This is a genomic window from Kitasatospora sp. NBC_01560, from assembly GCF_045208415.1.
In the GTDB taxonomy this organism is placed as follows: Bacteria; Actinomycetota; Actinomycetes; order Streptomycetales; family Streptomycetaceae; genus Kitasatospora.
This window is the reverse complement of the sequence record NZ_CP109364.1, coordinates 5,551,310-5,574,493: the sequence shown is the minus strand read 5'-3', so window position 1 is coordinate 5,574,493 and position 23,184 is coordinate 5,551,310. Positions and strand designations below refer to the sequence as shown.

At 74.4% G+C, this 23,184-nt stretch carries 19 protein-coding genes; 5 read left to right on the top strand and 14 right to left on the bottom strand.

Annotation, left to right across the window (positions count from 1 at the left end; genetic code table 11):
- Nucleotides 1–423: 423 nt before the first annotated feature.
- Nucleotides 424–1,737 (top strand): nucleotide sugar dehydrogenase, encoded by a 1,314-nt coding sequence (locus OH807_RS24400; protein ID WP_406202498.1) that lies wholly within the window; start codon nucleotides 424–426, stop codon nucleotides 1,735–1,737.
- A 123-nt stretch (nucleotides 1,738–1,860) separates the two neighbouring features.
- On the opposite strand, the gene OH807_RS24395 is transcribed toward OH807_RS24400, so the two are convergent.
- Entirely contained in the window at nucleotides 1,861–2,262 is a 402-nt protein-coding gene (locus OH807_RS24395) for a beta/gamma crystallin domain-containing protein (RefSeq protein WP_406202496.1), read from the bottom strand.
- Nucleotides 2,263–2,673: 411 nt separating this feature from the next.
- Here OH807_RS24395 and OH807_RS24390 point away from each other — a divergent pair, with 411 nt between their 5' ends.
- Nucleotides 2,674–3,324, top strand: a complete 651-nt coding sequence (locus OH807_RS24390; RefSeq protein WP_406202494.1) for a hypothetical protein — start codon at nucleotides 2,674–2,676, stop codon at nucleotides 3,322–3,324.
- 23 nt (nucleotides 3,325–3,347) lie between these two features.
- Here the strand turns inward: OH807_RS24390 and OH807_RS24385 are convergent, their stop codons facing one another.
- The 7 genes from OH807_RS24385 to OH807_RS24355 all read right to left on the bottom strand — a co-directional run bounded on the left by OH807_RS24385 (nucleotide 3,348) and on the right by OH807_RS24355 (nucleotide 13,730).
- Complete coding sequence (locus OH807_RS24385) at nucleotides 3,348–4,862, bottom strand: hypothetical protein (RefSeq protein WP_406202492.1); 1,515 nt, start codon at nucleotides 4,860–4,862, stop codon at nucleotides 3,348–3,350.
- Nucleotides 4,863–5,126: 264 nt separating this feature from the next.
- The gene (locus tag OH807_RS24380) at nucleotides 5,127–7,883 is read right to left on the bottom strand and encodes an SUKH-4 family immunity protein (protein WP_406202490.1); all 2,757 of its coding nucleotides are present in this window, start codon (nucleotides 7,881–7,883) and stop codon (nucleotides 5,127–5,129) included.
- Nucleotides 7,884–7,970: 87 nt separating this feature from the next.
- Nucleotides 7,971–8,972, bottom strand: a complete 1,002-nt coding sequence (locus OH807_RS24375) for an SMI1/KNR4 family protein (protein WP_406202488.1) — start codon at nucleotides 8,970–8,972, stop codon at nucleotides 7,971–7,973.
- A 110-nt stretch (nucleotides 8,973–9,082) separates the two neighbouring features.
- Nucleotides 9,083–10,195, bottom strand: coding sequence for a DegT/DnrJ/EryC1/StrS family aminotransferase (locus OH807_RS24370; protein WP_406202486.1), 1,113 nt, complete (start codon nucleotides 10,193–10,195; stop codon nucleotides 9,083–9,085).
- A 131-nt stretch (nucleotides 10,196–10,326) separates the two neighbouring features.
- On the bottom strand, nucleotides 10,327–11,535 hold the full coding sequence (locus OH807_RS24365) for a DegT/DnrJ/EryC1/StrS family aminotransferase (protein WP_406202484.1): 1,209 nt from the start codon (nucleotides 11,533–11,535) through the stop codon (nucleotides 10,327–10,329).
- A gap of 54 nt (nucleotides 11,536–11,589) precedes the next feature.
- On the bottom strand, nucleotides 11,590–12,570 hold the full coding sequence (locus OH807_RS24360) for an NAD-dependent epimerase/dehydratase family protein (protein ID WP_406202482.1): 981 nt from the start codon (nucleotides 12,568–12,570) through the stop codon (nucleotides 11,590–11,592).
- Entirely contained in the window at nucleotides 12,567–13,730 is a 1,164-nt protein-coding gene (locus tag OH807_RS24355) for a Gfo/Idh/MocA family protein (RefSeq protein WP_406202480.1), read from the bottom strand. The genes OH807_RS24360 and OH807_RS24355 overlap by 4 nt, the downstream gene beginning before the upstream one ends.
- Before the next feature lie 522 nt (nucleotides 13,731–14,252).
- Here OH807_RS24355 and OH807_RS24350 point away from each other — a divergent pair.
- Together OH807_RS24350 and OH807_RS24345 are read left to right on the top strand one after the other, a co-directional pair.
- Nucleotides 14,253–14,714, top strand: coding sequence for a YwqJ-related putative deaminase (locus OH807_RS24350; protein WP_406202478.1), 462 nt, complete (start codon nucleotides 14,253–14,255; stop codon nucleotides 14,712–14,714).
- 64 nt (nucleotides 14,715–14,778) lie between these two features.
- Nucleotides 14,779–15,324: an SUKH-3 domain-containing protein gene (locus OH807_RS24345; protein WP_406211157.1), complete on the top strand. Its 546-nt coding sequence runs from the start codon at nucleotides 14,779–14,781 to the stop codon at nucleotides 15,322–15,324.
- A gap of 37 nt (nucleotides 15,325–15,361) precedes the next feature.
- Here OH807_RS24345 and OH807_RS24340 read toward each other — a convergent pair whose 3' ends face one another.
- Complete coding sequence (locus OH807_RS24340) at nucleotides 15,362–16,630, bottom strand: sensor histidine kinase (protein ID WP_406202476.1); 1,269 nt, start codon at nucleotides 16,628–16,630, stop codon at nucleotides 15,362–15,364.
- A gap of 259 nt (nucleotides 16,631–16,889) precedes the next feature.
- Between OH807_RS24340 and ppc the strand changes: the two genes are divergently transcribed.
- Entirely contained in the window at nucleotides 16,890–19,703 is a 2,814-nt protein-coding gene (ppc, locus tag OH807_RS24335) for a phosphoenolpyruvate carboxylase (protein ID WP_406202474.1), read from the top strand.
- 66 nt (nucleotides 19,704–19,769) lie between these two features.
- Here ppc and OH807_RS24330 read toward each other — a convergent pair whose 3' ends face one another.
- The 5 genes from OH807_RS24330 to OH807_RS24310 form a co-directional block, all read right to left on the bottom strand.
- Nucleotides 19,770–19,961: a hypothetical protein gene (locus tag OH807_RS24330; protein ID WP_406202472.1), complete on the bottom strand. Its 192-nt coding sequence runs from the start codon at nucleotides 19,959–19,961 to the stop codon at nucleotides 19,770–19,772.
- 119 nt (nucleotides 19,962–20,080) lie between these two features.
- Entirely contained in the window at nucleotides 20,081–20,359 is a 279-nt protein-coding gene (locus tag OH807_RS24325; RefSeq protein ID WP_406202470.1) for a hypothetical protein, read from the bottom strand.
- A 185-nt stretch (nucleotides 20,360–20,544) separates the two neighbouring features.
- Nucleotides 20,545–21,126: an aminoacyl-tRNA hydrolase gene (pth, locus tag OH807_RS24320; RefSeq protein WP_406202468.1), complete on the bottom strand. Its 582-nt coding sequence runs from the start codon at nucleotides 21,124–21,126 to the stop codon at nucleotides 20,545–20,547.
- A 107-nt stretch (nucleotides 21,127–21,233) separates the two neighbouring features.
- Nucleotides 21,234–21,824, bottom strand: coding sequence for a 50S ribosomal protein L25/general stress protein Ctc (locus OH807_RS24315; RefSeq protein ID WP_406202466.1), 591 nt, complete (start codon nucleotides 21,822–21,824; stop codon nucleotides 21,234–21,236).
- 283 nt (nucleotides 21,825–22,107) lie between these two features.
- Complete coding sequence (locus OH807_RS24310) at nucleotides 22,108–23,085, bottom strand: ribose-phosphate diphosphokinase (RefSeq protein WP_406202464.1); 978 nt, start codon at nucleotides 23,083–23,085, stop codon at nucleotides 22,108–22,110.
- Nucleotides 23,086–23,184: the final 99 nt, after the last annotated feature.

Below are 23,184 nucleotides of genomic sequence, written 5' to 3'. Positions count from 1 at the left end.
ACTCCTGTCACTGCCCGTCCATGGAGATCGCGCACCATGGTGAATGTGCCCGCCGCACCCAACCGTGGGGGATGGCTGCGGAGGCACAGTCGCACTTCCGATGGGGGTCGGGGGTGCGAGGCCGGGCGACCCTGGGTGGGGGCGCCCGCCCAAGCGCCGGGAACCGTGGCGCCCTTTCCTGGAGGGCGCCACGGGTCTCGGCCTCTTCCGTTCCCGGCGGCCACGCCCGCCCCACGGGCACCTCGGCCCGCTCCGCAACCGCCTCCGCCCGCCGCGCGGGCGGCTCGGCCCGCTCCGGAGCAGTCGTACCCCATTTGTGCGAACGCGCACCCGGGCCGGTCCGCCCTCCCTACCCTGTTGTGAAGACCGTGTGGGGACGCCCGGAGGGGCCAGGGGGCGTCGCGATGGAGGGGGTTCTTCGTCATGCGCGTTGTCATCGCAGGTCAGGGCTACGTGGGGTTGCCGCTGGCGGTCCGGGCGGCCGAAGTCGGGCACCAGGTGGTCGGCTACGACGTCGACGAGCGCCGGATCAAACGGCTTGCGGTCGGCGAGTCGTACGTCGAGGACATCCCGGCCGAGCGGCTGCGGCCGCTGCTGGAGAGCGGGGCCTACCTGCCGTCGGCCGAACCGGCGGACGTCGCGGGCTTCGACATCGCGGTGATCACGGTGCCGACCCCGCTGCGCGACGGCGTGCCCGACCTCTCGTTCATCGAGTCGTCGGCCCGGCTGCTCGCCCAGCACCTGCGCGCCGGGGCCACCGTCGTCCTGGAGTCCACCACGTACCCGGGCACCACCGAGGAGCTGCTCGCGCCGCTGCTGGAGGAGGGCTCCGGGCTCACCGCCGGCCGGGACTTCCACCTCGGCTACAGCCCCGAGCGGATCGACCCGGGCAACCCGACCTGGCGGCTGGAGAACACCCCGAAGGTGGTCGCCGGCATCGATCCGGCGGCACTGGCCGCGGTCGACGGCTTCTACGGGCAGCTGGTCGAGCGGACGGTGCCGGTCTCCTCCTGCAAGGAGGCCGAGCTGACCAAGCTGCTGGAGAACACCTTCCGGCACGTGAACATCGCGCTGGTCAACGAGCTGGCGATGTTCGCCCACGACCTCGGCATCGACGTCTGGGAGGCGATCGACGCCGCCTCCACCAAACCGTTCGGCTACCTGCGCTTCACCCCGGGGCCCGGCGTCGGCGGCCACTGCCTGCCGATCGACCCCTCCTACCTGTCCTGGCGGGTGGAGCGGGCGCTCGGCCGGTCCTTCCGCTTCGTCGAGCTCGCCAACGACGTGAACAGCCACATGCCCGACTACGTGGTGCGCCGGCTCGGCGAGGCGCTGAACGACCGGCAGCGCTCGGTGAACGGCTCCCGGGTGCTGCTGCTGGGGCTCGCCTACAAGAAGAACACCGGCGACGCCCGGGAGACACCGGCGGCCCGGATCGCCGAGCTGCTGACCAGGATGGGCGCCGAGGTCCGGGCCGCCGACCCGCACGTGGTGGTCGGGGTGCACGTCCCGGAGCCGGTGATCCCGGGGCAGCGTGCACCCGAGCAGGACCGGCACGGCGACCCGTTCGCCGCCGTCCGCCGGGTGGAGGCGACTCCGGAGGAGCTGGCCGGGGCCGACGCGGTGGTGCTGCTGGCCGACCACGACGAGTTCGACTACGAGGCGGTGACGGCACACGCCCGGTACGTGCTCGACTGCCGGCGCCGGCTCTCCGGCGCGTCGGTCGAGGTGCTCTGACGCGACCGGGCCCGCCGCCCGGCGCTCTGCCGGCCCGGCGACCCGCGTGGCCGGCGCGACCGTGTGGGGTGGGGTGCCGGGCATCCGCACCTGCCCGGCACCGCCTGCGGAGCTCCGGCCGGACTACCAGCGGGAGAGGTTGATGTCGTACATCATCACCTCGTACCCCTGGTGCCCGTTGAAGTCGTACTGCTCCCAGTTGAAGACGGTCCAGGAGCCCAGGCCGCCCCCGAGATAGGTGATGACCCGGTTGTTCCCCGCGTCGATCCGGTCGACGTTGTAGATCCGGACCGCCATCCAGCCGTCATTCGCAAAGCAGAGCGTCCCGCTGTATCCGTAGTTGTAAACCTTCGCGTAATCGGTTCGGTTTCCGCAGTCAACCCGGTTCACCGCGTTCGCGCCGGTGACCGGCAGCAATGCGGCCGCGGCGGCGGTGAGAACGGCGACGGCCCCGGCCCGGCGGGCCTGGCGATTTCCGGCGCGACGTTCCCCGCGGGATTGTGCGCGATTTGTGCGGCGAATCATGAAACCCCTCCATCGGCAGCGGTTGCGACTCCAGAGGTTGACATGACGCCCCGCTGCCCAACAGTTGTTTTCCGGCCAAGCCGCACCACCGGAGCACCCCCCGAAACGGGTCGAAGCGGAATGCGCTAGGGTCCGAACAAGCTTGCCGTGCTTGAGGATCGGAGCAGACGGTTGGTACGTCCACCACATTTCGGACGATTCGCCGCCATCACCCTGGCGACCGTTTTATCGGCCTTTTCCGCAGGCTGCACCAGCACTTCCGTGAGCGGTCCGGCACAATCCCTGCCACCCCCTCCGGAGATCACCTCGCCGAAAGCCCCGGAATCCGGGCGCGGCGGAATGACCGGACTGCCGCTCTCCGCTTATCAGGGTGACGACCGGATGGCCGTACAAGAGATTCAGGCCCGGAATATGCTGGTCGTCAGCTGTATGCGCCGGGCCGGGTACACCGCATTCAGTGGCGACGGACTGCAGGCCGCGCGGGCGCCGGACAATGCGACGGCCCTGCCGGCCGGCGCCTGGGGATACCTCGGGGCGGAGGCCGCGGGCGTCCAGGGCTTCCACCCGCCGCAGCGGAGCCTGCCCCGGCCGACCGGGCCCGCCGCCGGATCCGGCGAGGCCTACGACACCACCCGGGTGGACTGCGACCGGCAGGCCGCCGAGCGGATCGGGGCACCGCCGGGGCCGGGGACGGAGCTGGTCGGGCGGCTCTTCAACGAGTCGCTCGCGGCGGCCGGCCGCGACCACCGGGTGATCGCGGCGACCGGGCAGTGGTCCGCCTGCATGGCCGCCGCGGGCTTCGCGGCGGCCGACCCGGCCACCCTGCCGGACCGCTTCCGCGCCGCCCCGGCGGTCACCCCCACCGAGCTCGCCACGGCCCGCGCCGACGCGGACTGCACCGGCCGGAGCAACCTGGCCGGCATCTGGTTCGCCGTCCTGGCCGGCTACCAGCAGCAGCAGATCGACCGCAACGCACAGGCCCTGACCGCCCAGCAGGAGGCGGTCAGGGCCCAGGATGCGAAGCTCGCGCAGTTGATGGCGGAGACGGGCAACGGCCCCTGAGGTCCGTCACCCGCCGCCGGCCGTCAGCGCCGCTTGTAGGCGACCGTGTGCGGGGTGGCGTACTCCGCCCCGTCGTCCACGATCACGATCTTCGGGATGACCCGGGTCCGGTCCTCCGGCCGGCCCGGCCCGTCCGCGGCACCGGCAGCAGCAGCCGCAGCCGCACCGGAGGCGGACGACCCGCCGGGCGGCGGCGAGGCCGGCCGCGGCGGTACACCGACGGGCGCGGTGGGCGCGACCGCCTCGGCGGGCGCCACGCGCCCCGGCGTGACCGGGCCCGGGCTCACCGGACCGGGAGTGACCGCACCCGGGGCCACCGGGCCCGGGGTGACCGGCAGCAACTCGGTGGCCGCCTCGGCCACGGCTCCCGGCCGGCCGGCGCTCGCGGCAACCGCCTTGCGCAGGTCCGCCACCGCGATCTCGCCGGTGTCCGCCTCGGAGTCCACCACCGGCACGTCGGCCACCGCAGCGTCCGGCACCGGCACGTCGGCCACCAGCACGTCCCGCGGAGCGGCCTCCACCGCCACCGCACCCGTCGCAGCCGGCGCTCCGCCCCCGGCCGTGACCGGGCCGGTCGCGGAGTCCGGCGTCGCGTCACCCGTCGCGTCACCCGCCGGCTCGGTCGCCGAGCCGGCCCGCAGGTCGGCGGCGGGCTCGATCGCGCCCACCGCCGCACCGGTGAGCGAGGCGAGGGTGCCCTTGATGTGGTCCAGGTGCTGCTGCACCGTCTCCTGCCGGGCCGCGAACTCGCGCTGCTCCCGCTCGCTGGCCGCGTTGATCCGCTCGGCCTCGCGGCGGGCCTGCTCGATCAGCTGGTCGGCGCGCGCCTGCGCCTCGGCGTCCGACTGCTTGATCTGCCCGAGCACGGTCTCCCGGTGCTGCTCGGCCTCCTTGACCCGGCGCTCGGCGGTCGCCGAGACCGCCTGCTCCTCCGCGTCAGCCCTGGCGGCCGTCGCGGCGAAGGTCTCGTCGGCGTTGCGGCGCAGCTCGGCCAGCTTGGCCTCGGCCCGCTCGGAGGCCTCGGCGGCCGCGACCCGCACCTTGGCGGCGTGCGCCGTCGCGGTGTCCCGCAGGGTCCGGATCTCGCGGTCGGCCTCGGCCCGGATCGTCTCGGCCTCCGCCCTGGTCCGCTCGTCGGTGCGCCGGGCGGCCTGGTCGGCCTCGGAGCGGGTGGTGGTGCCGTACTCCTTCGCGGACCGGGCGAGCTCCTGGCCCGCCTCGTAGACCTCGTCGCGGAGGTCCTCGGCGAACCGCTCGGCGGCCTCCCGGACGGCGCGGGACTCGTTCTCGGCCATCGCGGCCAGGCCGGCGGCCTGCTCGCTGAGCACCTGGTAGTCGGGTTCGGGAGCGTCGGCGGCGGCCTGCTGGATGTCGGCAAGACGGCGCTCCATCTCCCGGATCCCGGCGCCGAGCACACTGAGCCGCTCCCACGCCTCGTCCCGTTGGGCGGTGAATGCGGTCAGTGCTCGGTCGACCTGCTCGGGCGCGTAACCGCGCCGGGCAGCGGTGAAGCCGTACTGGGGGACGGCGTCGCTCATGGGCTCTTCCCCTCGGGTCGCGGGCTGCGGAGCCCATGATCGGACGGATCGGACGGATCGGGAACCCGATCGGGAACCGGGTCGGAATATCGACGAGGAACTGATCGGAGTATGGCGAGGACCGGACGAGTAGACCCATCCTCTTGACCTATTTTGCGCAGATCAGGGCGAAACCCCAACGAGGCAGAGCCGCGGCGGTATGCCGAAGGGGTCGCTCCGGGCACCGGAACGACCCCTTCACCTGCGCGGATCCGTGACGACCTGCTAGAGCAGGCCGTCCCAGAACTGCTCCAGCAGGACGGCCCACCAGGTGTCCGCCGACTGCAGGGCCGCCGGGTCGATCGCGGCGAGCTGGGCCTGGAAGTCGGTCGTCCAGCGACCGGCCTGGTCCGGCGTCAGCCCGTACCGGAGCCGCCACATCCGGCCCAGCAGGGCCAGCGCGCGGACGAACTCCGGTACACCGCTGTTGACGAACCGCGGCGGCTCCCCGGTTCCCTCCAGGTCCACCGCGACCACGTGCGCTGTGCCGTACTGCACACAGAGCTGGCGGCCGTAGTCGTTGCCGAGCACGAGGTAGCCGCCGAAGTCCGGGCCGCCGGCCTGGCCGCGCTCGGCGGCCAGCTCGGCGAGCGTCGGGATCGGGCGGCCCTCCTGCGCCTGGGCCCAGAAGAACGGGCCGAAATCGCGCGGCAGGCCCGACCACATCAGGGTCTGCGCCACCGGCTCGGGGACGCCCTGCCGGGAGACGGCGCGCTGCTCGAAGCGGAACACGTTCTGGCCGAAGGCCTGGCCGAGCTCCTGGGCGAGCTGCTGCGGCGGGACGGGCGGCAGCGGCGGGACGGCCCCGGGCGCGGGCAGCGGCACCCGGAACGGACGGACCCGCTGGGCCCCGGAGGCGAGCTGGTGCAGCTCGTCCAGGTGGTCGAGCAGCTGGGCCATGCCGGCCTGCCGGGAGTGGTGGTCCCGGCCGTAGTCGGCGGTGTGGGTGAGCCGGACGTTCGGCCAGGAGGCGGCGATCATGCGGTTGCAGTAGCCGCCCGGGAGGTCGCAGGACTCCAGCTCGGTGTAGAGCTCCAGCACCTGCTCCGGCGGGACGTTCAGCCGGCGGAGGTCCTGGAGGATCTTCCACTCCGGGTGCGGGGTGCCGGGCTCGCTGCGGTGCAGCAGCTTCTGCTCGGAGCCGTCCGGGCCGCGGTAGCTGAGCGCGGCGAAGTAGCCCGGGCCGACCGCGGGCACGCCGGGCGGCACCGGGGCGCCCTGCGGCGGCCCGGGGACGGGGGCCGGCGGGACGGCCGCCGGGGCGGGGGCGGGAGCGGCGCCCCCGGGGGCACCCGGGTAGCCGTAGCCGGCCGCGGGCGCGCCGGGACCGGGCGGCGGCGGGACGGCCGGTCCGCCGGAGGGCGGGGTGCCCGGGTCGGCCGGCACGCCGAGCAGCGCCGGGTCGATCGCCCCGGCCAGCTGGGTGCGCTCGTACGCCACCCCGCCGGCGGGGGTGCCTGTGGCGGGCGGGGCGGCCGGGGCCGCCTGGGCCTCCGGGCCGCGCAGGCCGGCCGGCGGCGGGGGCGGCGGGGTGGAGCCGGAGCCGCGGCCGCCCGCGCCGGCGGCGGGGGTGCCGCCACCGGCACCGGGGGTCTGCCGCAGACCGCCCGGCGGGGGCGGCGGCGGGGCCGAGGCCTGGTTGCGGCCGAGCGAGACAGGGGCGCCGGATCCGCCGGACGGCCCGCCGCGCAGCGCGGCGGGCGGGGGCGGCGGCGGGGTGGAGCCGCGGCCGCCCTGCGGTGCCTCGGCGGCGGGCGGCGGCACGGCCTGCGCACCCGGGCCGGGCGCGCCGGGCAGGCCCATCAGCCCGGGCAGGGCGTCGGGCGAGGCCAGCATGGTGGGCGCGTGCTCGACCGCGGGCCCGGCGGGCGGAGCCGCGGGTGCGCCGGGGCCGGGCACGGGGGCGCCGGGCAGGCCGCCGAGGCCGGGCAGGCCGTCCGGCGGCGCGAGCATGGTCGGCGCGTGCTCGACCGCGGGCGGGGCCGCGGGTGCGCCGTGACCGGGGGCGCCGGGCAGGCCGGACAGCCCGGGCAGGCCGTCCGGCGGCGCCAGCAGGGTCGGCGCGGGCGCGGCCGCCGGGGCTGGCGCGACCGGGGGCATGCCGTAGTCGGACACGGGCAGCAGTTCGGTGGCCGCCTCGGCGCCGGGCCGGGGCTCGCCGGGCAGGCCGGCGCCGTTGGTGCGCAGTCCGTCGGGCAGCAGGACGGTCGCCGCCTCGACGCTGCCGGAGCCGGCGGGCGGGGCCACGGGCGGTGCGGCGGGCGGGGCCACCGGCGGGGTCACGAGCGGGGCGGCCGGCGGGATGCCGAAGGCCGGTTCGTCGTGCCCGGGCGGCGGCGCGAGCATGGTCGGCGCGTCCCCGGCCGGCCGCTCGGAGACCGGCGGCGTGGTCAGCAGGGCCGGCGCCGGCGCCGGCAGCGGCTCCGGCACGGGCGGCGGAGCAGCAACCGGCGGAGCGGCAGCCTGCGGAACCGCGACGGGCGCGGGCGCCGGCCCCGGGGCCGGCGCTGCGGCCTGCGCCGGGACCGCGGCCGCCGGCGTACCCAGCCGTTCGGCCTCGGCCGCGATCGCCGCGGCGCCCGCCTCCTGGAGCCACTGCGGCGGGCTGAGCAGGAACGACGTCGCCTCCACCGGCCCGGGTGCGGGCTTCGCCGCGCCGGCCGGGTTGGCCGCGACCGGCCGCCCGTAGACCTCCTCGTACTGCCGGACCACCTCGTTGACCGGCAACGCCGGCCAGAGGGTGCTGGCGCCGGAGTCCCGGGCGATCACCAGCCGCGCCTCACCGGCCGAGCCGCCCGGGGCGGCCGCGTCCCCGGAGCCGTCGGCGGCACCGGCACCCGCCTCGCCACCGGCCGGCCGGACCGCCCAGCAGACGAAGCCGAGGTCGAACTCCCGGACCCGTACCTCGCGCTGCTGCGAACGCGGCACCCCGCCGTTGATCCACTCGTCGGCGAGCTCCTGCGCCTGCGCGTACGTCACCACGCCCGGTTCACCCCTGTCCCCTTCGTCCCCGCCTGCTGCTTCGCGCCCGCCTGCTGGGCACCGTCGATCGCCACCACCGGAGCCACGTCAGCCCACCGGTACGGCGCGGGCGAACCCGCCGTCCACCATCAGCTCCGCCACCGTCTCCAGCTCGGGCGGGCTGCCGGCCAGCCGGAGCAGGAACTCGTCGAAGTCCGCGCCGCAGGGCAGCAGCAGCCGGGCGACGCGGTCCTCGGGCGCCTCGGGGGCCCCGCCGTCGCGGGCGTCGTCGTAGAGGCAGAACCAGACCGAGCCGGTCCGGTCGCCGCGCACCTTGAGCGCCACGATCCCGCCCTGGGCGTAGGCGATGCCCAGGTAGTCCTTGGTGAGGTGGTCGCGCAGGCACTTGTTGGCGTAGACGACGTCCTGGGTGCCGTACTCCTCGCTGAGGGTCAGGAACGGCTGGTCGAGCAGCAGCCCCAGCTCCGGGTCGAGCGCCACGCCGACGGGGGCGCGGCCGCCGCCGAGCTTGAGGAAGGTCCGGTAGGCGCCGGGCAGCCGGTGGCCGAGGCGTTCCTCGGCGCGCTGCACGAGGTCCTCGGGGACGCCGATCGGGTCGCCGCCGTCCTTGGCGAGCGAGAAGTGCACGGGCCGGCGCTCCTGCAGCGGGCGGGTGCCGCGGCGGCCGTGGTCGGCGGTGGAGGTGGCCAGGCCGCCGTGGTGCCGCAACAGCGCCTTGACCTCGACCGGGACGAGCTCCATCCGGCGCCAGCCGGGCGCGGCCCGGCCGACCGCGTGGTGCCACGTCCAGCCGGGCGGGGTGGCGACGGCGGTGCCGAGGTCGGCCCAGAGCGGGTGGCCCTGGGTGAACTGCGCGGCGTTGGCCGAGACGTAGTCGGTCAGGCGCAGTTCGTCGACGCCGAAGCCCTCGGGCGGGTCGGCGACCTCGGCCGCGGCGGCGGCGTAGGGGCCGAAGTCCGGGAAGCCGTACTCGTCCACCCGGACCCCGGCGGGGTGCCGCTCCGCACGGACCGGGTCCGGGAACTGCACCACCTGACCTGCGTACGCCGCATTCGGTACGGCGGCGACGCCGGGCCGACCTGTCGTCATCTGGGAGCCCCCACTGGCTGCTGCAAATACTCGGTGCGCTTGCTGGCTACCAGCGTAGGGGGTCGGCCTGCGCACCGGACCCCCGCCCGGGGGCCGGAACGCTCCGGCGGTCAGTGCGCGAGCGCCTTGGCCAGGGCGTCGGCGACCCGCTCCTGCTGGCCCTCGGTGATCTGCGGGTAGAGGGGCAGGGTGAGCAGCTCCCGGGCGGCCCGTTCGGCCACCGGGAACGCGCCCTCGCGGTGGCCGAGGTGACGGAACGCCGGCTGGAGGTGGACCGGGACGGGGTAGTGGACGCCCGCGCCGATCCCGGCCTGCTGGAGGCGGGCGAGCACGGCGTCGCGGTCCCGTCCGGGCCCGATCCGCACCGCGTACAGGTGCCAGACGTGCTCGTTGCCGGGTGCCGTCCGGGGCAGGGTGACGCCGTCGAGCCCGGCCAGCAGCCGGTGGTAGCGGGCGGCGGCGGCCCGGCGGGCCTCGTTCCAGGCGGGCAGCCGGCGCAGCTTGGCGCGCAGGACGACGGCCTGCAGGGCGTCCAGCCGGGAGTTGAAGCCGAACCGCTCGTGCACGTACTTGCGCCCCGAGCCGTGGTCGCCGATCAGCCGGACGGCGGCGGCCAGGCCGTCGTCGTCGGTGACGACGGCGCCGGCGTCACCGTACGCGCCGAGGTTCTTGCCGGGGTAGAAGCTGGTGGCGGAGATCCGGCCGTGGAGGGCGCGGCCGTGCTGCCGGGCGCCCTGGGACTGCGCGGCGTCCTCCACCACCGGCCGGTCGCCGGCCAGCTCCAGCAGCGGCGCCATCGGGGCGAGCTGGCCGTTGAGGTGGACGGGGAGCAGGGCCACCGCCGCCGGCAGCACGGCCGCGACCCGGTCCGGGTCGATCAGCAGGTGCGCGGGGTCGGCGTCGACCAGCAGCGGGCGCAGCCCGGCCCGGACGACGGCCTCGGCGGTGGCGACGAAGGTGTTGGCCGGCAGCACCACGCCGCCGCCGGGCGGCAGGTCGAGGGCGCGCAGCGCCAGTTCGAGGGCGTCGGTGCCGTTGGCGGCGCCGACGCAGTGCCGGGTGCCGGAGAACGCCGCGTACTCCTCCTCGAAGCCGGCCGCCTCGGGGCCCCGGATGTAGCCGCCGGTGTCGAGCACCCGGTCGAAGCCGGCCCGGACCTCGGCCTCGACCTCGGCGTGCGCGGCCGACAGGTCGACGAGCGGGACGGGCTGGTCGGTGGTCATCCTGGTCTCCCCCTGGGGCGGCGTCTCGGCGGTCCTGGTCCGGGTCCGGGTCGGGCGCCGGCCGGTACGGTCCGGCGGGGCGGGCCGCCCTGCCGGACCCTGCGGGTGCGGATGCGGATGCGGGTGCGGGCTCAGCCGAGCGCGGCGCGCAGCGCGGCCACCACCCGGTCCTGCTGCGGTTCGGTGAGCGCGTGGTGGAGCGGCAGGATCAGCGAGCGGCCGGTGAGCAGCTCGGTGGCGGGCAGCGGCACCCGGGCCGTCCCCTTGTACGGGGCCTCCAGGTGGGCGGCCATGATGCCGCGCCGGGCGGAGACGCCGGCCGCGGCGAGCCGGGTGAGCAGTTCGGTGCGGTCGGGGGCGCCGTCCGGCGGCAGCACCCAGCAGGACTGGTAGTTGGTGGTGCCGTGCGCGGGGTCGGCGACCAGCCGGACGCCGGTGCCGGCCAGCAGCTCCCGGTAGCGCGCGGCGAGCTCGCGCCGCCGGGCGACCATGGCCGGCAGTTTGCGCAGCTGGACCAGGCCGATCGCGGCCTGGACGTCGGTCATCCGGTAGTTGAAGCCGATCTCGTCGTACGTCTCCAGCAGGCTCGCGCCGCCGGCCGCGGCGTGCCGGTCGGCGGCCGAGACGCTCATCCCGTGCTCGCGCAGCCGCCGCAGCCGGGCGGCGAGGTCGCCGTCCCGGCAGGTGACCATGCCGCCCTCGCCGGTGGTCAGCAGCTTGCGCGGGTGGAAGGAGTAGGCGGCGATCGCGGCGGTGCTGCCCACCGGGCGGCCGCGCAGCAGCGAGCCGGCGCCGCAGGCGGCGTCCTCGACGACGGTGATGCCGCGCGGCTCGACGGCGGCCCGGATCGCGTCCAGGTCGACCGGGACCCCGCCCTGGTCGACCGCGACGACGGCCCTGGTCCGCGCGGTGAGCAGCGGGGCGACGGTGCCGGCGGTGAGGTTGCCGGTGTCCGGGTCGACGTCGGCGAAGACCGGGACGGCACCGACGTAGGTGACGGCGTTGGCGGTGGCGACGAAGGAGAGCGAGGGCACCACGACCTCGTCCCCCGGCCCGACGCCGGCACCGATCAGCGCCAGGTGCAGGGCGCTGGTGCAGGAGGAGACGGCGACGGCGTGCGCCACCCCGAGGTGCTCCGCGAAGGCCCGCTCGAACGCGGCGACCCGCGGCCCCTGGGCCACCCAGCCGGAGCGGACGGCCTCGGCGGCGGCCTCGGCCTCCTCCTCCCCCAGCCAGGGGACCATCACGGGGATGCCGGGCGCTCCCGGGCCGGGCGCGGCGGGGCCACCGGGCGCGGCGGGGCCACCGGACGCGGCGGGCGTGCTGGACACACTGGACACAGGCGTACTCCGAACTGCCGTGAACTGCCGTGCAGACAGGGGAAGGACCGGGGACTACTGCTCGCGCCACCAGGCGACCAGCCGGCGCAGGCCCTCGTCGAGGCCCAGCCCGGGCTTCCAGCCGAGGTCCCGCTCGGCGGCGGTGATGTCCGCCAGCCGCCGCACCACACCGCCGGCGGTGCCCCGGGCCGGCCCGTGCTCGACGTCCAGGTCGGAGCGGTCCATCGCGGCGAGCAGCGCGTCGGCCAGACCGCGCAGCGACACCTCGGTGGAGCTGGCGATGTTGTAGACCCGGTCGGTGACGGGCGCGGCGGCCGCCAGCAGGTTGGCCCGGGCGATGTCCTCGGTGTAGACGAAGTCCATGGTCTGCGCGCCGTCGCCGAAGATCAGCGGCGGCTGCCCGGCGGCGATCCGCTCCATCCAGCGGATGAACACCTCGGTGTACTTGCCGTGCACGTCCATCCGGGGCCCGTACACGTTGAAGTACCGCAGCGCGACGTAGTCCAGCCCGGCCATCGCGTGGAAGGAGCGCAGCAGCCCCTCGTTGAAGACCTTCGCCGCCCCGTACAGGGTGTCGTTGTGGTACGGGTGCTGCGTCTCGGGCGTCGGGAAGGTGTCGGCGAGGCCGTAGACGGAGGCGGTCGAGGAGGCGATCACCTTGCCGACGCCCACCTCGGCGGCGGCCTCGACCACGTCGAAGGTGCCGTCCACCATGATCTCCAGGGCCAGCCGGGGCTCGGTGGCGCACTGGGTGATCCGGATCGCGGCCAGGTGGAACAGCAGGTCGGTGCCCGGGTGCAGCAGGTCGCGCAGCAGCGCGCGGTCCCGGATGTCGCCGTCCACCACCCGCAGCTGCCCGGGCGCGGCGATCTCCCGGGCGTACGCCAGGTTCGCCGCCCGGCCGCGGACGAAGTTGTCGAGCACGACCACCTCGCGGGCGCCCCCCTCGACGAGCTGGTCGACCACGGTGGAGCCGATGGTGCCGGCCCCGCCCGTGACCAGGCAGCGGGCTCCCTCGATCTGTACAGCGTTCACCGCGTGGCGGCCCTTTCCTGAGCGTCGGACAGTGCGTCATCCAGGCCTGCGCCCACCGGGACGGTGGCGCCGCCGAGTTCGAGGCTGAGCGAGGCCGCCTCCAGCAGCTGCAGCACGCGCAGCCCGGAGCGGCCGTCGGTGAGCGGGGCCCGGCCCTCGGTGATCGCCGCGGCGAACTCGGCCATCACGTTGCGCAGCGCCTCCTGCTCGACCAGCGCGGGGGCGACCATCTCGCCGACCCGGTAGGAGATCAGCGCCTGGTGGCGGATCGCGTCGGTCAGCTCGTCGGGCGGGGTGAGGTCCACACCGCGGTCGTGCACCGCCAGCCGGGCCTGCGGGTTGAGGTCGTCCCAGACCAGGGTGCGCCGCGAGCCGCCGATCAGCGTGGTGCGCACCTTCGTCGGGGAGAGCCAGTTGACGTGGCAGTGCGCCAGCGCGCCGTTGCTCAGCCGCACCGTCAGGTACGCTACGCAGGCCCGCCCGGCACCGATCGGGTCGGCGCCCTGCGCGGAGACGCCGACCGGCTCGACGCCCGGCGGGAGCACGAAGTCGAGGATGGACAGGTCGTGCGGGGCGAGGTCCCAGAGGACGTCGACGTCCGGCTGGACCAGCCCGAGGTTGATCCGCACCGAGTCGAAGAACTGGATGTCGCCGATCTCCCCGCCGTGCACCAGCTCACGGATCCGGCGCACCACCGGGGTGTAGCAGAACGTGTGGTCGCACATCAGCACCAGCCCGCGCTCCTCGGCGAGCGCCACCAGCTCGGCGGCGTCCGCGGCGGAGGTGGTGATCGGCTTCTCCACCAGGACGTGCTTGCCCGCCTCCAGCGCGGCCCGGACCAGCCGGTGGTGCGCGGCCGCCGGCGTGGCCACCGCGACCGCCCCGACCCGCTCGTCGGCGAGCACCTCCTCGAACGAGGTGGTCGACCGGACGGTGCTGTACTCGCCCAGCACCCGGCGGGACCGGCTCTCGTCCAGGTCGCAGAGCCAGTGCAGGCGCAGCGCCGGCGTCTGCTGCGCGTTGCGGACCAGGTTCGGGCCCCAGTAGCCGGCGCCGACCACGGCGATCCCCACCGGGTGCGCGGGCGCGGTCTGCGGCGGCGCCCCCGGCGTGGGCACGTGCTCGCCGGGCGCCTCGTTCGCGGTTTCCGTCTCCGTCATCGCAAGACCCCCCTTGCTCGTCGTCGACCGGGCCTGCCGAGCACGCGGACCGGCCGCCGGAAGGCCCTCGCGCCGACGCCCCGCACTGCCCCCGGGGCCTCTTCGCTCCGTCCCTGCCGACACCCGCGCACCCCTTCGGCCGCGCCGCGGCCGAACGACCCCGGCGGCCTCAACGGCCGTCACAGGCAAAGGAGTTGTCATGCCACGCCGGAAACCCCCCAGCGCCCGGCCGGCCCCTTGGCCCACTGCCGGAACGCTACCGGCCACCACCGCCGGCCGGGAGTGGATTCGCGAAACCCGGGGACGAGTCGTGACGATGCCGTGCGGATCCGGCCAACACCACGTGCCCGCCCCGCCCGGCCACCACCCCGCCGTGCACCATCACCGCCGCGCCCCGCCCGGCCGCCGCAACCCCGGTTGTACGGATGTCGGTGCCATTTGACAGGCTTGCCCCGGACTGACCCCGGTCGGCCGGTCCGTCCACGGGACACGGAAGCGGCAGGAAGAGGAGGATGACGAAGCATGACCACCGGTGAACCCGACGGCCCGCCCCTGCTGCGCCACCACCGCGACAGCCTGCTCCCCGCCGTCGCCGCCGCACTGTCCCTCAAGGGCGGCGAGGTGCACACCCTGGCCGGCGACAAGCCCGCCCGGCGCCCCGCCCTGCACCCGCTGGTCGGCGACTTCCTGGACACCCTGCCCCCGGAGCACCGCGAACGGTTCACCGGCCGCTGCCCCGAGGCCGTCCTGCTCTCCCAGTACCTCGCCGCCGTCGACGCCCGGCGCTCCAAGCGCGCCGCCCGCAAGCCGATGAGCGTGCAGGACGCCCGCAAGGCGCTCAAGGGCTCCCGGCTCACCACCGTCCGGATCCGCGAGGAGCACGACCCGGCGCACGGCACCCACGCCCCGCCCTGCCGCTCCTGCGTCCCGATGCTGGAGCACTTCACCGTGCAGAGCGTCGCCGTCGGCCCGCCCGGGCGCTGACCACGCGCCCCGCGCCGCCGCGCGCCCCCGTACGCCCCCTGTCCCCGAGCCACCGGAGCCCGTCCTGAATCCGCCCAGCCCGCCCCCGCCCCCGCCGGCCACCCTCGCCGGCCACGCCCTCCGCACCCGCCCGCGGTTCCCCGCCGACGTCGCCGCCGAACTCAAGACCGCCGGCTGGCACCCCGGCCGCTGGCAGATCGGCCAGGCCGAGGAATGGGCCGACACCCTCGTCGCCCACGGCGGCCCCACCGGCGTCCCGCACACCGTCTTCCCCGCCGCCGTCGAGGCCTGGGCCGAATTCGGCGGCCTCGCCTTCGACCTGGCCGGCCCCGGGCGACAGCTCGCCCGCACCCCGTTCCTGATCGACCCGCTCTGCGGCCTCCACCAGCCGCGCACCCTGGCCGACCTCGGCCGCGCCCTGGACACCACCCTCGCCCCGCTCGGCGAGGAGGCGTACGGACAGGCCCTGCTCGCCGTCGACGAGACCGGCCGCGTCTACAGCCTCGACCACACCGGCGAGTGGTTCCTCGGCCACAGCATCGACCAGGCGATCACCGCACTCGTCCTCGGCACCGCCCCGGAGCGCCTGCGCACCGCCGACGACACCTGACGGGCCGCCCGCCACCGACGCCCGGCCGGCGGCGGGCTCACGCCAGCCGGTCGGCCCGGACGGCCAGCCGGGACGGCAGCACCGCCTCCACGCGGAACCCGCCGTCCCGCTCCGGCCCGGACGAGAAGGAGCCGCCCAGCGCGACCACCCGCTCGCGCATCCCGACCAGCCCGTTGCCCCCGCCGGGCAGCGCCGCCGCGCCCCGCTCACCGCCCGGACACGTGTTCACCACGCTCACCCGCACACCGTTGGGCGCGTACGCCAGCAGGACGGACACCTCCGCGCCGCCGGCGTGCTTGTGCGCGTTGGTCAGCCCCTCCTGCACCACCCGGTACGCGGTCTGCTCGGCCTCGGTGCTGAACTCCTGACGGCTGCCGCTGACCGTCAGGGTGACGGCCATCCCGGCCACCCGGGACTGGTCCACCAGCCGGGGCAGCGCGGCCAGCGAGTCCGGCTCCGGCGCCGTCTCCTCCGACATCCGCAGCACCCCGAGGATCTCCCGCAGCTCGTTCAGCGCCTGCCGGCCGACCTCGCCCATCAGCTTGGCGCTCTGCGCCGCCTTCTCCGGATCCTTCGCCACGATCCGCTCCAGCGCCCCGGCGTGCACCACCATCAGCGACACCCGGTGCGCCACCACATCGTGCATCTCCCGGGCGATCCGGGTCCGCTCCTCCAGCCGCGCCCGGCGGGCCCGCTCGCGGGCCTGCTCGGCCAGCAGGTCCAGCTCGGTCTCCAGGCCGTGCGCACGGTCCTTGAGCGACTCGATCAGCCGCCGCCGCGCCCCCATGTACAGGCCGGTCACCACCGGCGGCACGGTCAGCCCGACGGCCACCAGCACCGCCATCAGCACCTGGCCCCAGAGCGGCGGCGCATCGGCCGCGGCGTCGCCCGGCGTCGACATCTCGACCAGCATCACCCCGACGGCCTCGGCGAAGGCCAGCGCCGACAGCGCCACCACCCGCCGGCGCCGCGACGGCCACTCCCAGGTCTCCGCCAGCGTGTACAGCGACACCATCAGCAGCACCACGCCGAGCATCCCGGGCATCGCCACCAGCGCCACCAGCACCGGCACCGCGGGCCAGCGCCGCCGCACCACCAGCGTCGCGCCCGCCGCCGCGCCGAACAGTGCGACGCCGACGATCGACCAGGGCCCCAGATGGACCCTCGGCGCGAGGAAGGCGACCGCGCTCGCCGCGCTCTCCAGAGCAGCCAGCGCGGCCAGCCCGACGTCCAGGAGAGCGCTGCGACGCCTCTCCCACCACCAGAACGACCGGCCCCGCGCGCGCTCCCCAGGCGACTTGCTCATAGCCCCACAGCCTATGCGCGAACCCTCACCCATCCCCACCCGGTTCCGTTCCGACACCCTTTCGAACCCTTAAGTGGTCCAGACCACACGCGGGGAACGTGATCTTGTCCGCCATCCGGCCACCTCGCGGACAGCACCCCTCCCGCCACCTATGCTGGGGCTCGTCGGACAGCGCGGTCCGCACGCGTCACACGCGCCACACGCGCGCGGAATGTGGCGATGAGCCGTTGCCGAACCCCACCACCACAGGGAGCCAGCCGTGACCGCTCCGGTCCCCACCCCGGCGGACAGCCCCACCCAGGCCGGCACCGCCGGCCCGAACGCCGACAACTCGGCCCTTCGCGCCGACATCCGCCGCCTCGGCGACCTCCTCGGCGAAACACTCGTCCGCCAGGAAGGCCCCCAGCTGCTCGGCCTCGTCGAACAGGTCCGACTGCTCAGCCGCACCGACGGCGAAGCCACCGCCGAACTGCTCTCCGACATCGACCTGGAGACCGCAGCCAAGCTCGTCCGCGCCTTCTCCACCTACTTCCACCTCGCCAACGTCACCGAGCAGGTGCACCGCGGCCGCGAATTCGCCACCCGCCGCGCCCGCGAAGGCTCGCTGCTCGCCCAGACCGCCGACCAGCTCGCCGACGCCGACCCCAAGCACCTCGAAGACACCCTGGCCAACCTCGCCGTCCGCCCCGTCTTCACCGCCCACCCCACCGAGGCCGCCCGGCGCAGCGTCCTCAACAAGCTCCGCCGGATCGGCGAACTCCTCGACCGCATCCACCGCGAGCAGCTCGCCTCCGGCCTCGCCGAGGCCAACCCCGCCCGCACCTCCTCCGCCAAGCGCCAGGCCGACCGCCGCCTCGCCGAGGTCATCGACCTGCTCTGGCAGACCGACGAACTGCGCATCGCCCGCCCGGAGCCCACCGACGAGGCCCGCAACGCCGTCTACTACCTCGACGAGCTCTACCGCGACGCCGTCCCCGAAGTCCTCGAAGAACTCCACGAGGAACTCGCCCGCGTCGGCCTCACCCTCCCCGACGGCGTCCGCCCCCTCACCTTCGGCACCTGGATCGGCGGCGACCGCGACGGCAACCCCAACGTCACCCCCCAGGTGACCTGGGACGTCCTCAACCTCCAGCACGAATACGGCATCAAGGACGCCCTCTTCGCCGTCGACGACCTCCGCGGCTCCCTCTCCACCTCCGAGCGACTCGCCGGCGCCTCCGTCGAACTCCTCGCCTCCCTCAACACCGACCTCCACCTCCTCCCCGAACTCAGCCCGCGCTACAAGCGGATGAACGCCGAGGAGCCCTACCGCCTCAAGGCCACCTGCGTCCGCCTCAAGCTGGAGAACACCCGCGAACGCCTCGCCCACGGCACCCCGCACGTCGAAGGCCGCGACTACCGCGGCACCCGCGACCTGATCGCCGACCTGCGCCTCATCCAGGACTCCCTGCGCGCCCACCGCGGCGAACTCATCGCCGACGGCCGGCTCGCCCGCGCCATCCGCACCATCGAGGCCTTCGGCCTCCAGCTCGCCACCATGGACGTCCGCGAGCACGCCGAAGCCCACCACCACGCCCTCGGCCAGCTCTTCGACCGCCTCGGCGAAGAAGCCTGGCGCTACGCCGACATGCCCCGCGAGTACCGGCAGAAGCTCCTCGCCAAGGAACTCCGCTCCCGCCGGCCCCTCGCCCCCACCCCCGCCCCCCTCGACGCCGCCGGCACCAAGACCCTCGGCGTCTTCAACACCATCCGCGAAGGCTTCGAACGCTTCGGCGACGAAATCGTCGAGAGCTACATCATCTCGATGTGCCAGGGCGCCGACGACGTCTTCGCCGCCACCGTCCTCGCCCGCGAAGCCGGCCTCATCGACCTCCACGCCGGCATCGCCAAGATCGGCATCGTGCCGCTGCTGGAGACCACCGACGAACTCCAGGAAGCCGACCGCATCCTGGACGAGATGCTCTCCGACCCCTCCTACCGGCTGCTCGTCTCCCTCCGCGGCGACATCCAGGAGGTCATGCTCGGATACTCCGACTCCTCCAAGTTCGGCGGCATCACCACCTCCCAGTGGGAGATCCACCGCGCCCAGCGCCGCCTGCGCGACGTCGCCCACCGCTACGGCATCCGGCTGCGCCTCTTCCACGGCCGCGGCGGCACCGTCGGCCGCGGCGGCGGCCCCTCCCACGAAGCCATCCTCGCCCAGCCCTGGGGCACCCTGGAAGGCGAGATCAAGGTCACCGAACAGGGCGAGGTCATCTCCGACAAGTACCTGCTGCCCTCACTGGCCCGCGAGAACCTCGAACTCACCATCTCGGCCACCCTCTCCGCCTCCGCCCTGCACACCGCACCGCGCCAGGCCCCCGAGGAACTCGCCCGCTGGGACGCCGCGATGGACCAGGTCTCCGAAGCCGCCCACACCGCCTACCGCGGCCTCGTCGAACAGGAGGACCTGCCGAAGTACTTCTTCGCCGCCACCCCCGTCGACCAGCTCGCCTCCCTCCACCTCGGCTCCCGCCCCTCCCGCCGGCCCGACTCCGGCGCCGGCCTCGACGGCCTGCGCGCCATCCCCTGGGTCTTCGGCTGGACCCAGTCCCGCCAGATCGTCCCCGGCTGGTACGGCGTCGGCTCCGGCCTCGCCGCCGCCCGCACCGCCGGCCTCGGCGACGTCCTGGACGAGATGTACGGCCAGTGGCACTTCTTCCGCAACTTCCTCTCCAACGTCGCCATGACGCTGGCCAAGACCGACCTGCGGATCGCCCGCCACTACGTCGAACAGCTCGTCCCCGCCGACCTGCGCCACGTCTTCGACCAGATCGTCGCCGAGCACGAACTCACCCTGCGCGAAGTCCTGCGGCTCACCGGCGAGACCGAACTGCTCGAACACAACCCCGTCCTCAAGCAGACCTTCACCGTCCGCGACGCCTACCTCGACCCGATCTCCTACCTCCAGGTCGCCCTCCTGCGCCGCCAGCGCGAAGAGGCCGCCACCGGCCGGCCCGAGGACCCGCTGCGCGCCCGCGCGCTCCTGCTGACCGTCAACGGCATCGCCGCCGGCCTGCGCAACACCGGCTGACACCCCGGCCCGAACAACCGGAGGAGCCCCGCGGCACCCTGCCGCGGGGCTCCTCCGCACTCCCGGTCAGCCGATCGACCGCACCTCGGCCACCAGCGCCCCGTACCGCGCCACGATCTCCGGGCGGACCCGGTCCGCATCCGCGGTGTACACCGCCACCCCCGCGCCGTCCCCCCGCGCGCCGATCTGCGCGACCGCGGCCGCGGCCCGGCCCGCCGCGGTCGCGGCCGTCCCGCCGGCCCCCGGACCACCCGACACGGCCCCGGACGGACTGCCGGACGCAGACCCGGACGGGCTGCCGGAAACGGATGACACCGGCCGGAAAATGCCGAAGGGGCCGGTGCCCGGTACCCCGGACCCGGCCCCTTCGGGCCTCGTCACTCCCCAAGATCGCCCGCACGGCGGCGCTTCACCCACAGGGCCGCACCGCCCGCCGCCACGACCAGGCCGCCACCGACGGCCAGCAGGCCCGCGTCACCACCGACCGAACCACCGAGCACCTGACCCGCCGCAGCGGGATCCGAGGACACCACACCCGGATCGGGCTCCGCCACCGACTCCGCGTGCGCCACACCGCCACCGGAGAGCAGCACCCCGGCCGCACCCAGCGCACCGGCCGTACCCACTCGCCGGCCGAGCCGTCTCAGCCTGGCCACCCGGACCTGCCGAAGGCGCCGGACCGGCCGAAAACTCCGCATCGAGAACTCCCCAGGACTCGTTCGCGTACTGGCCCGACGCTATCCGATCCCGCACACGATTCTCACTCCCGATCAGGTTTGGACGGCCAAGCGTTGTACGACCGTTGCGTACCCCACCCAGAATTTGACGCCGCGTCACCCGATCAGGAGTTGTACGTCCCCTGCGCCCGCTCCAGCCCCTCCGACAGCAGCGCCTCCACCGCGTCCGCCGACCGGTCCACGAACCAGTCCAGCTCCTTGCGCTCCGTACTGGAGAAGTCCTTCAGGACGAAGTCCGCAACGTCCATCCGGCCCGGCGGACGACCGATCCCGCACCGCACCCGGTAGTAGTCCGGCCCCAGCGACTTGGTGATCGACTTCAGCCCGTTGTGGCCGTTGTCCCCACCGCCCAGCTTCAGCCGCAGCGCCGCGTAGTCGAGATCCAGCTCGTCGTGGACCGCCAGCAGCGCAGACGCCGGCACCTTGTAGAAGTCCCGCAGCGCCGTCACCGGGCCGCCGGAGAGGTTCATGAACGACAACGGCTTCGCCAGCACCACCCGCCGCCCCGACAACCGCCCCTCCGCCACCTGGGCCCGGCTCTTGTGCGCCTTGAACTTCGCACCCATCCGCTGCGCCAGCAGCTCCACCACCATGAACCCGATGTTGTGCCGGTTCCGGGCGTACTGCTCCCCCGGGTTGCCCAGCCCCACCACCAGCCACGGGCCCTCGTACACGTCCTCGCTCATCCCACCGCTCCTCGTGGTCACCGTTCACCGCCATCTTCCCGGACATGCCGCTGCCCCGGGCGCTCCAGCGGGAGCGACCGGGGCAGCGGTCAGGCTGTGCGAGAGGCTCAGGCCTCGGCGCCGGCCTCGGCGGCCTCGGCGTCGGCGTCGGCCTGCGAGGCCTGGGCGCCGATGACCTGCAGGACGACGGTGTCGGCCTCGACGGCCAGCGTGGTGCCCTTCGGCAGCACGATGTCACCGGCGGTGATCGCGGCACCGGCCTCCAGGCCCTCGACCGACACGGTCACGGACTCGGGCAGGTGGGTGGCCTCGGCCTCGATCGGCAGCGCGTTGAGCACGTGCTCCAGCAGGTTGCCGCCGGGGGCCAGCTCGCCCTCGGTCAGGACCGGGATCTCGACGGTGACCTTCTCGCCGCGCTTCACGAGCAGCAGGTCGACGTGCTCGATGGTGCGCTTGATGGCCTCACGCTGGACGGCCTTCGGCAGGACGTACTCGTCCTTGCCCTCGATCGGAACGACCAGCAGGGCGTTCGGGGTCTTCAGGGCCATCATCAGGGCGTGGCTGGGCAGGTTCAGGTGAACCGGGGCGTGGCCGTGGCCGTAGACGACACCGGGGACGAAGCCGGCGCGGCGGGCACGACGAGCGGCACCCTTGCCGAACTCGGAACGGGTCTCAGCGGCAAGGCGGATCTCGGACACGACTGCACTCCTCGTGAAAATGGCGCGGGGGTGCAGGCAACGCGAAAAACCGCCGGGACCACACCCTCAGTACGTTCGGGGGTCACTCGGCGGCGTACGACCTCTGTCGGCAGTCGGAAATCCGACACCGGCAGCGCGTCGATCACGGAGCACGCACCCGGCCAGCAGGCACGCGGCATCCCTCGCCGAGCAGTTTCACGAGTCTAACCGCACCGGGGCGCTGACGCGAAATCGACGGCGGCCCCGGCCCATTCAGGACCGGGGCCGCCGACGCGGGGCTTCGTCAGTGCACGCCCTCGAACAGACTGGTGACCGAACCGTCCTCGAACACCTCACGGATCGCCGCGGCGATCGACGGGGCGATCGACAGCGTGGTGATCTTGTCCAGCTGCAGCTCCGCCGGAGTCGGCAGCGTGTTGGTGAACACGAACTCGCTGACCCGCGAGTTCTTCAGGCGGTCGGCCGCCGGCCCGGAGAGCACACCGTGCGTCGCCGCCACGATCACGTCCGCCGCACCGTTCTCGAACAGCGCGTCCGCCGCGGCACAGATCGTCCCCGCCGTGTCGATCATGTCGTCGACCAGGACACAGACCCGGTCCTGAACGTCACCGACCACCTCGGCCGACAGGATCGTGTTCGCCTGCGTCATGTCACGACGCTTGTGGATGATCGCCAACGGCGCACCCAGACGGTCCGACCACTGGTCCGCGACCTTCACCCGGCCGGCATCCGGCGACACGATGGTCAGCCGGTCCCGGTCCACCTTCTCGCCCAGGTAGTCCGCCAGCAGCGGCAGCGCGAACAGGTGGTCCACCGGACCGTCGAAGAAGCCCTGGATCTGCGCCGTGTGCAGATCCACCGCCATCAGCCGGTCGGCACCCGCCTGCCGCAGCAGGTCCGCCACCAGCCGGGCCGAGATCGGCTCACGGCCCAGGTGCTTCTTGTCCTGACGCGCATACCCGTAGAACGGCAGGATCGCGGTGATGCTCCGGGCCGAAGCCCGCTTCAGAGCATCGATCATGATCAGCTGTTCCATGATCCACTGGTTGATGGGAGCCGTGTGGCTCTGCATCACAAAGCAGTCCGCACCGCGCGCCGACTCCAGGAAGCGGACGTAGATCTCACCATTGGCGAAGTCCAGGGCCTTCGTCGGAACCAGCTCGGTCCCGAGCGACTCGGCCACCTCCCTCGCCAGCTCAGGGTGGGCACGGCCGGAGAAGAGCTTAAGTTTCTTCTCACCCGACGTCGTGATCCCGCTCACTGCACCGTCTCCTCGCGTTGCTGACGCTGAACCCGTCCGCACCGCAGGCAGGCACGAGCCCACAGGCGATAGGGGTCGGGGGAATGTCGGTACGCCTGG

What these genes read in the sequence shown, in the direction of transcription:
- OH807_RS24390 (WP_406202494.1), top strand. Translation starts at nt 2,674, where the DNA reads ATGCTGGTCGTCAGCTGTATGCGCCGGGCCGGGTACACCGCATTCAGT.
- OH807_RS24395 (WP_406202496.1), bottom strand. Translation starts at nt 2,262, where the DNA reads ATGATTCGCCGCACAAATCGCGCACAATCCCGCGGGGAACGTCGCGCC.
- OH807_RS24340 (WP_406202476.1), bottom strand. Translation starts at nt 16,630, where the DNA reads ATGAGCAAGTCGCCTGGGGAGCGCGCGCGGGGCCGGTCGTTCTGGTGG.
- pth (WP_406202468.1), bottom strand. Translation starts at nt 21,126, where the DNA reads ATGAGCGAGGACGTGTACGAGGGCCCGTGGCTGGTGGTGGGGCTGGGC.
- OH807_RS24400 (WP_406202498.1), top strand. Translation starts at nt 424, where the DNA reads ATGCGCGTTGTCATCGCAGGTCAGGGCTACGTGGGGTTGCCGCTGGCG.
- OH807_RS24385 (WP_406202492.1), bottom strand. Translation starts at nt 4,862, where the DNA reads ATGAGCGACGCCGTCCCCCAGTACGGCTTCACCGCTGCCCGGCGCGGT.
- OH807_RS24350 (WP_406202478.1), top strand. Translation starts at nt 14,253, where the DNA reads ATGACCACCGGTGAACCCGACGGCCCGCCCCTGCTGCGCCACCACCGC.
- OH807_RS24355 (WP_406202480.1), bottom strand. Translation starts at nt 13,730, where the DNA reads ATGACGGAGACGGAAACCGCGAACGAGGCGCCCGGCGAGCACGTGCCC.
- OH807_RS24370 (WP_406202486.1), bottom strand. Translation starts at nt 10,195, where the DNA reads ATGACCACCGACCAGCCCGTCCCGCTCGTCGACCTGTCGGCCGCGCAC.
- OH807_RS24375 (WP_406202488.1), bottom strand. Translation starts at nt 8,972, where the DNA reads ATGACGACAGGTCGGCCCGGCGTCGCCGCCGTACCGAATGCGGCGTAC.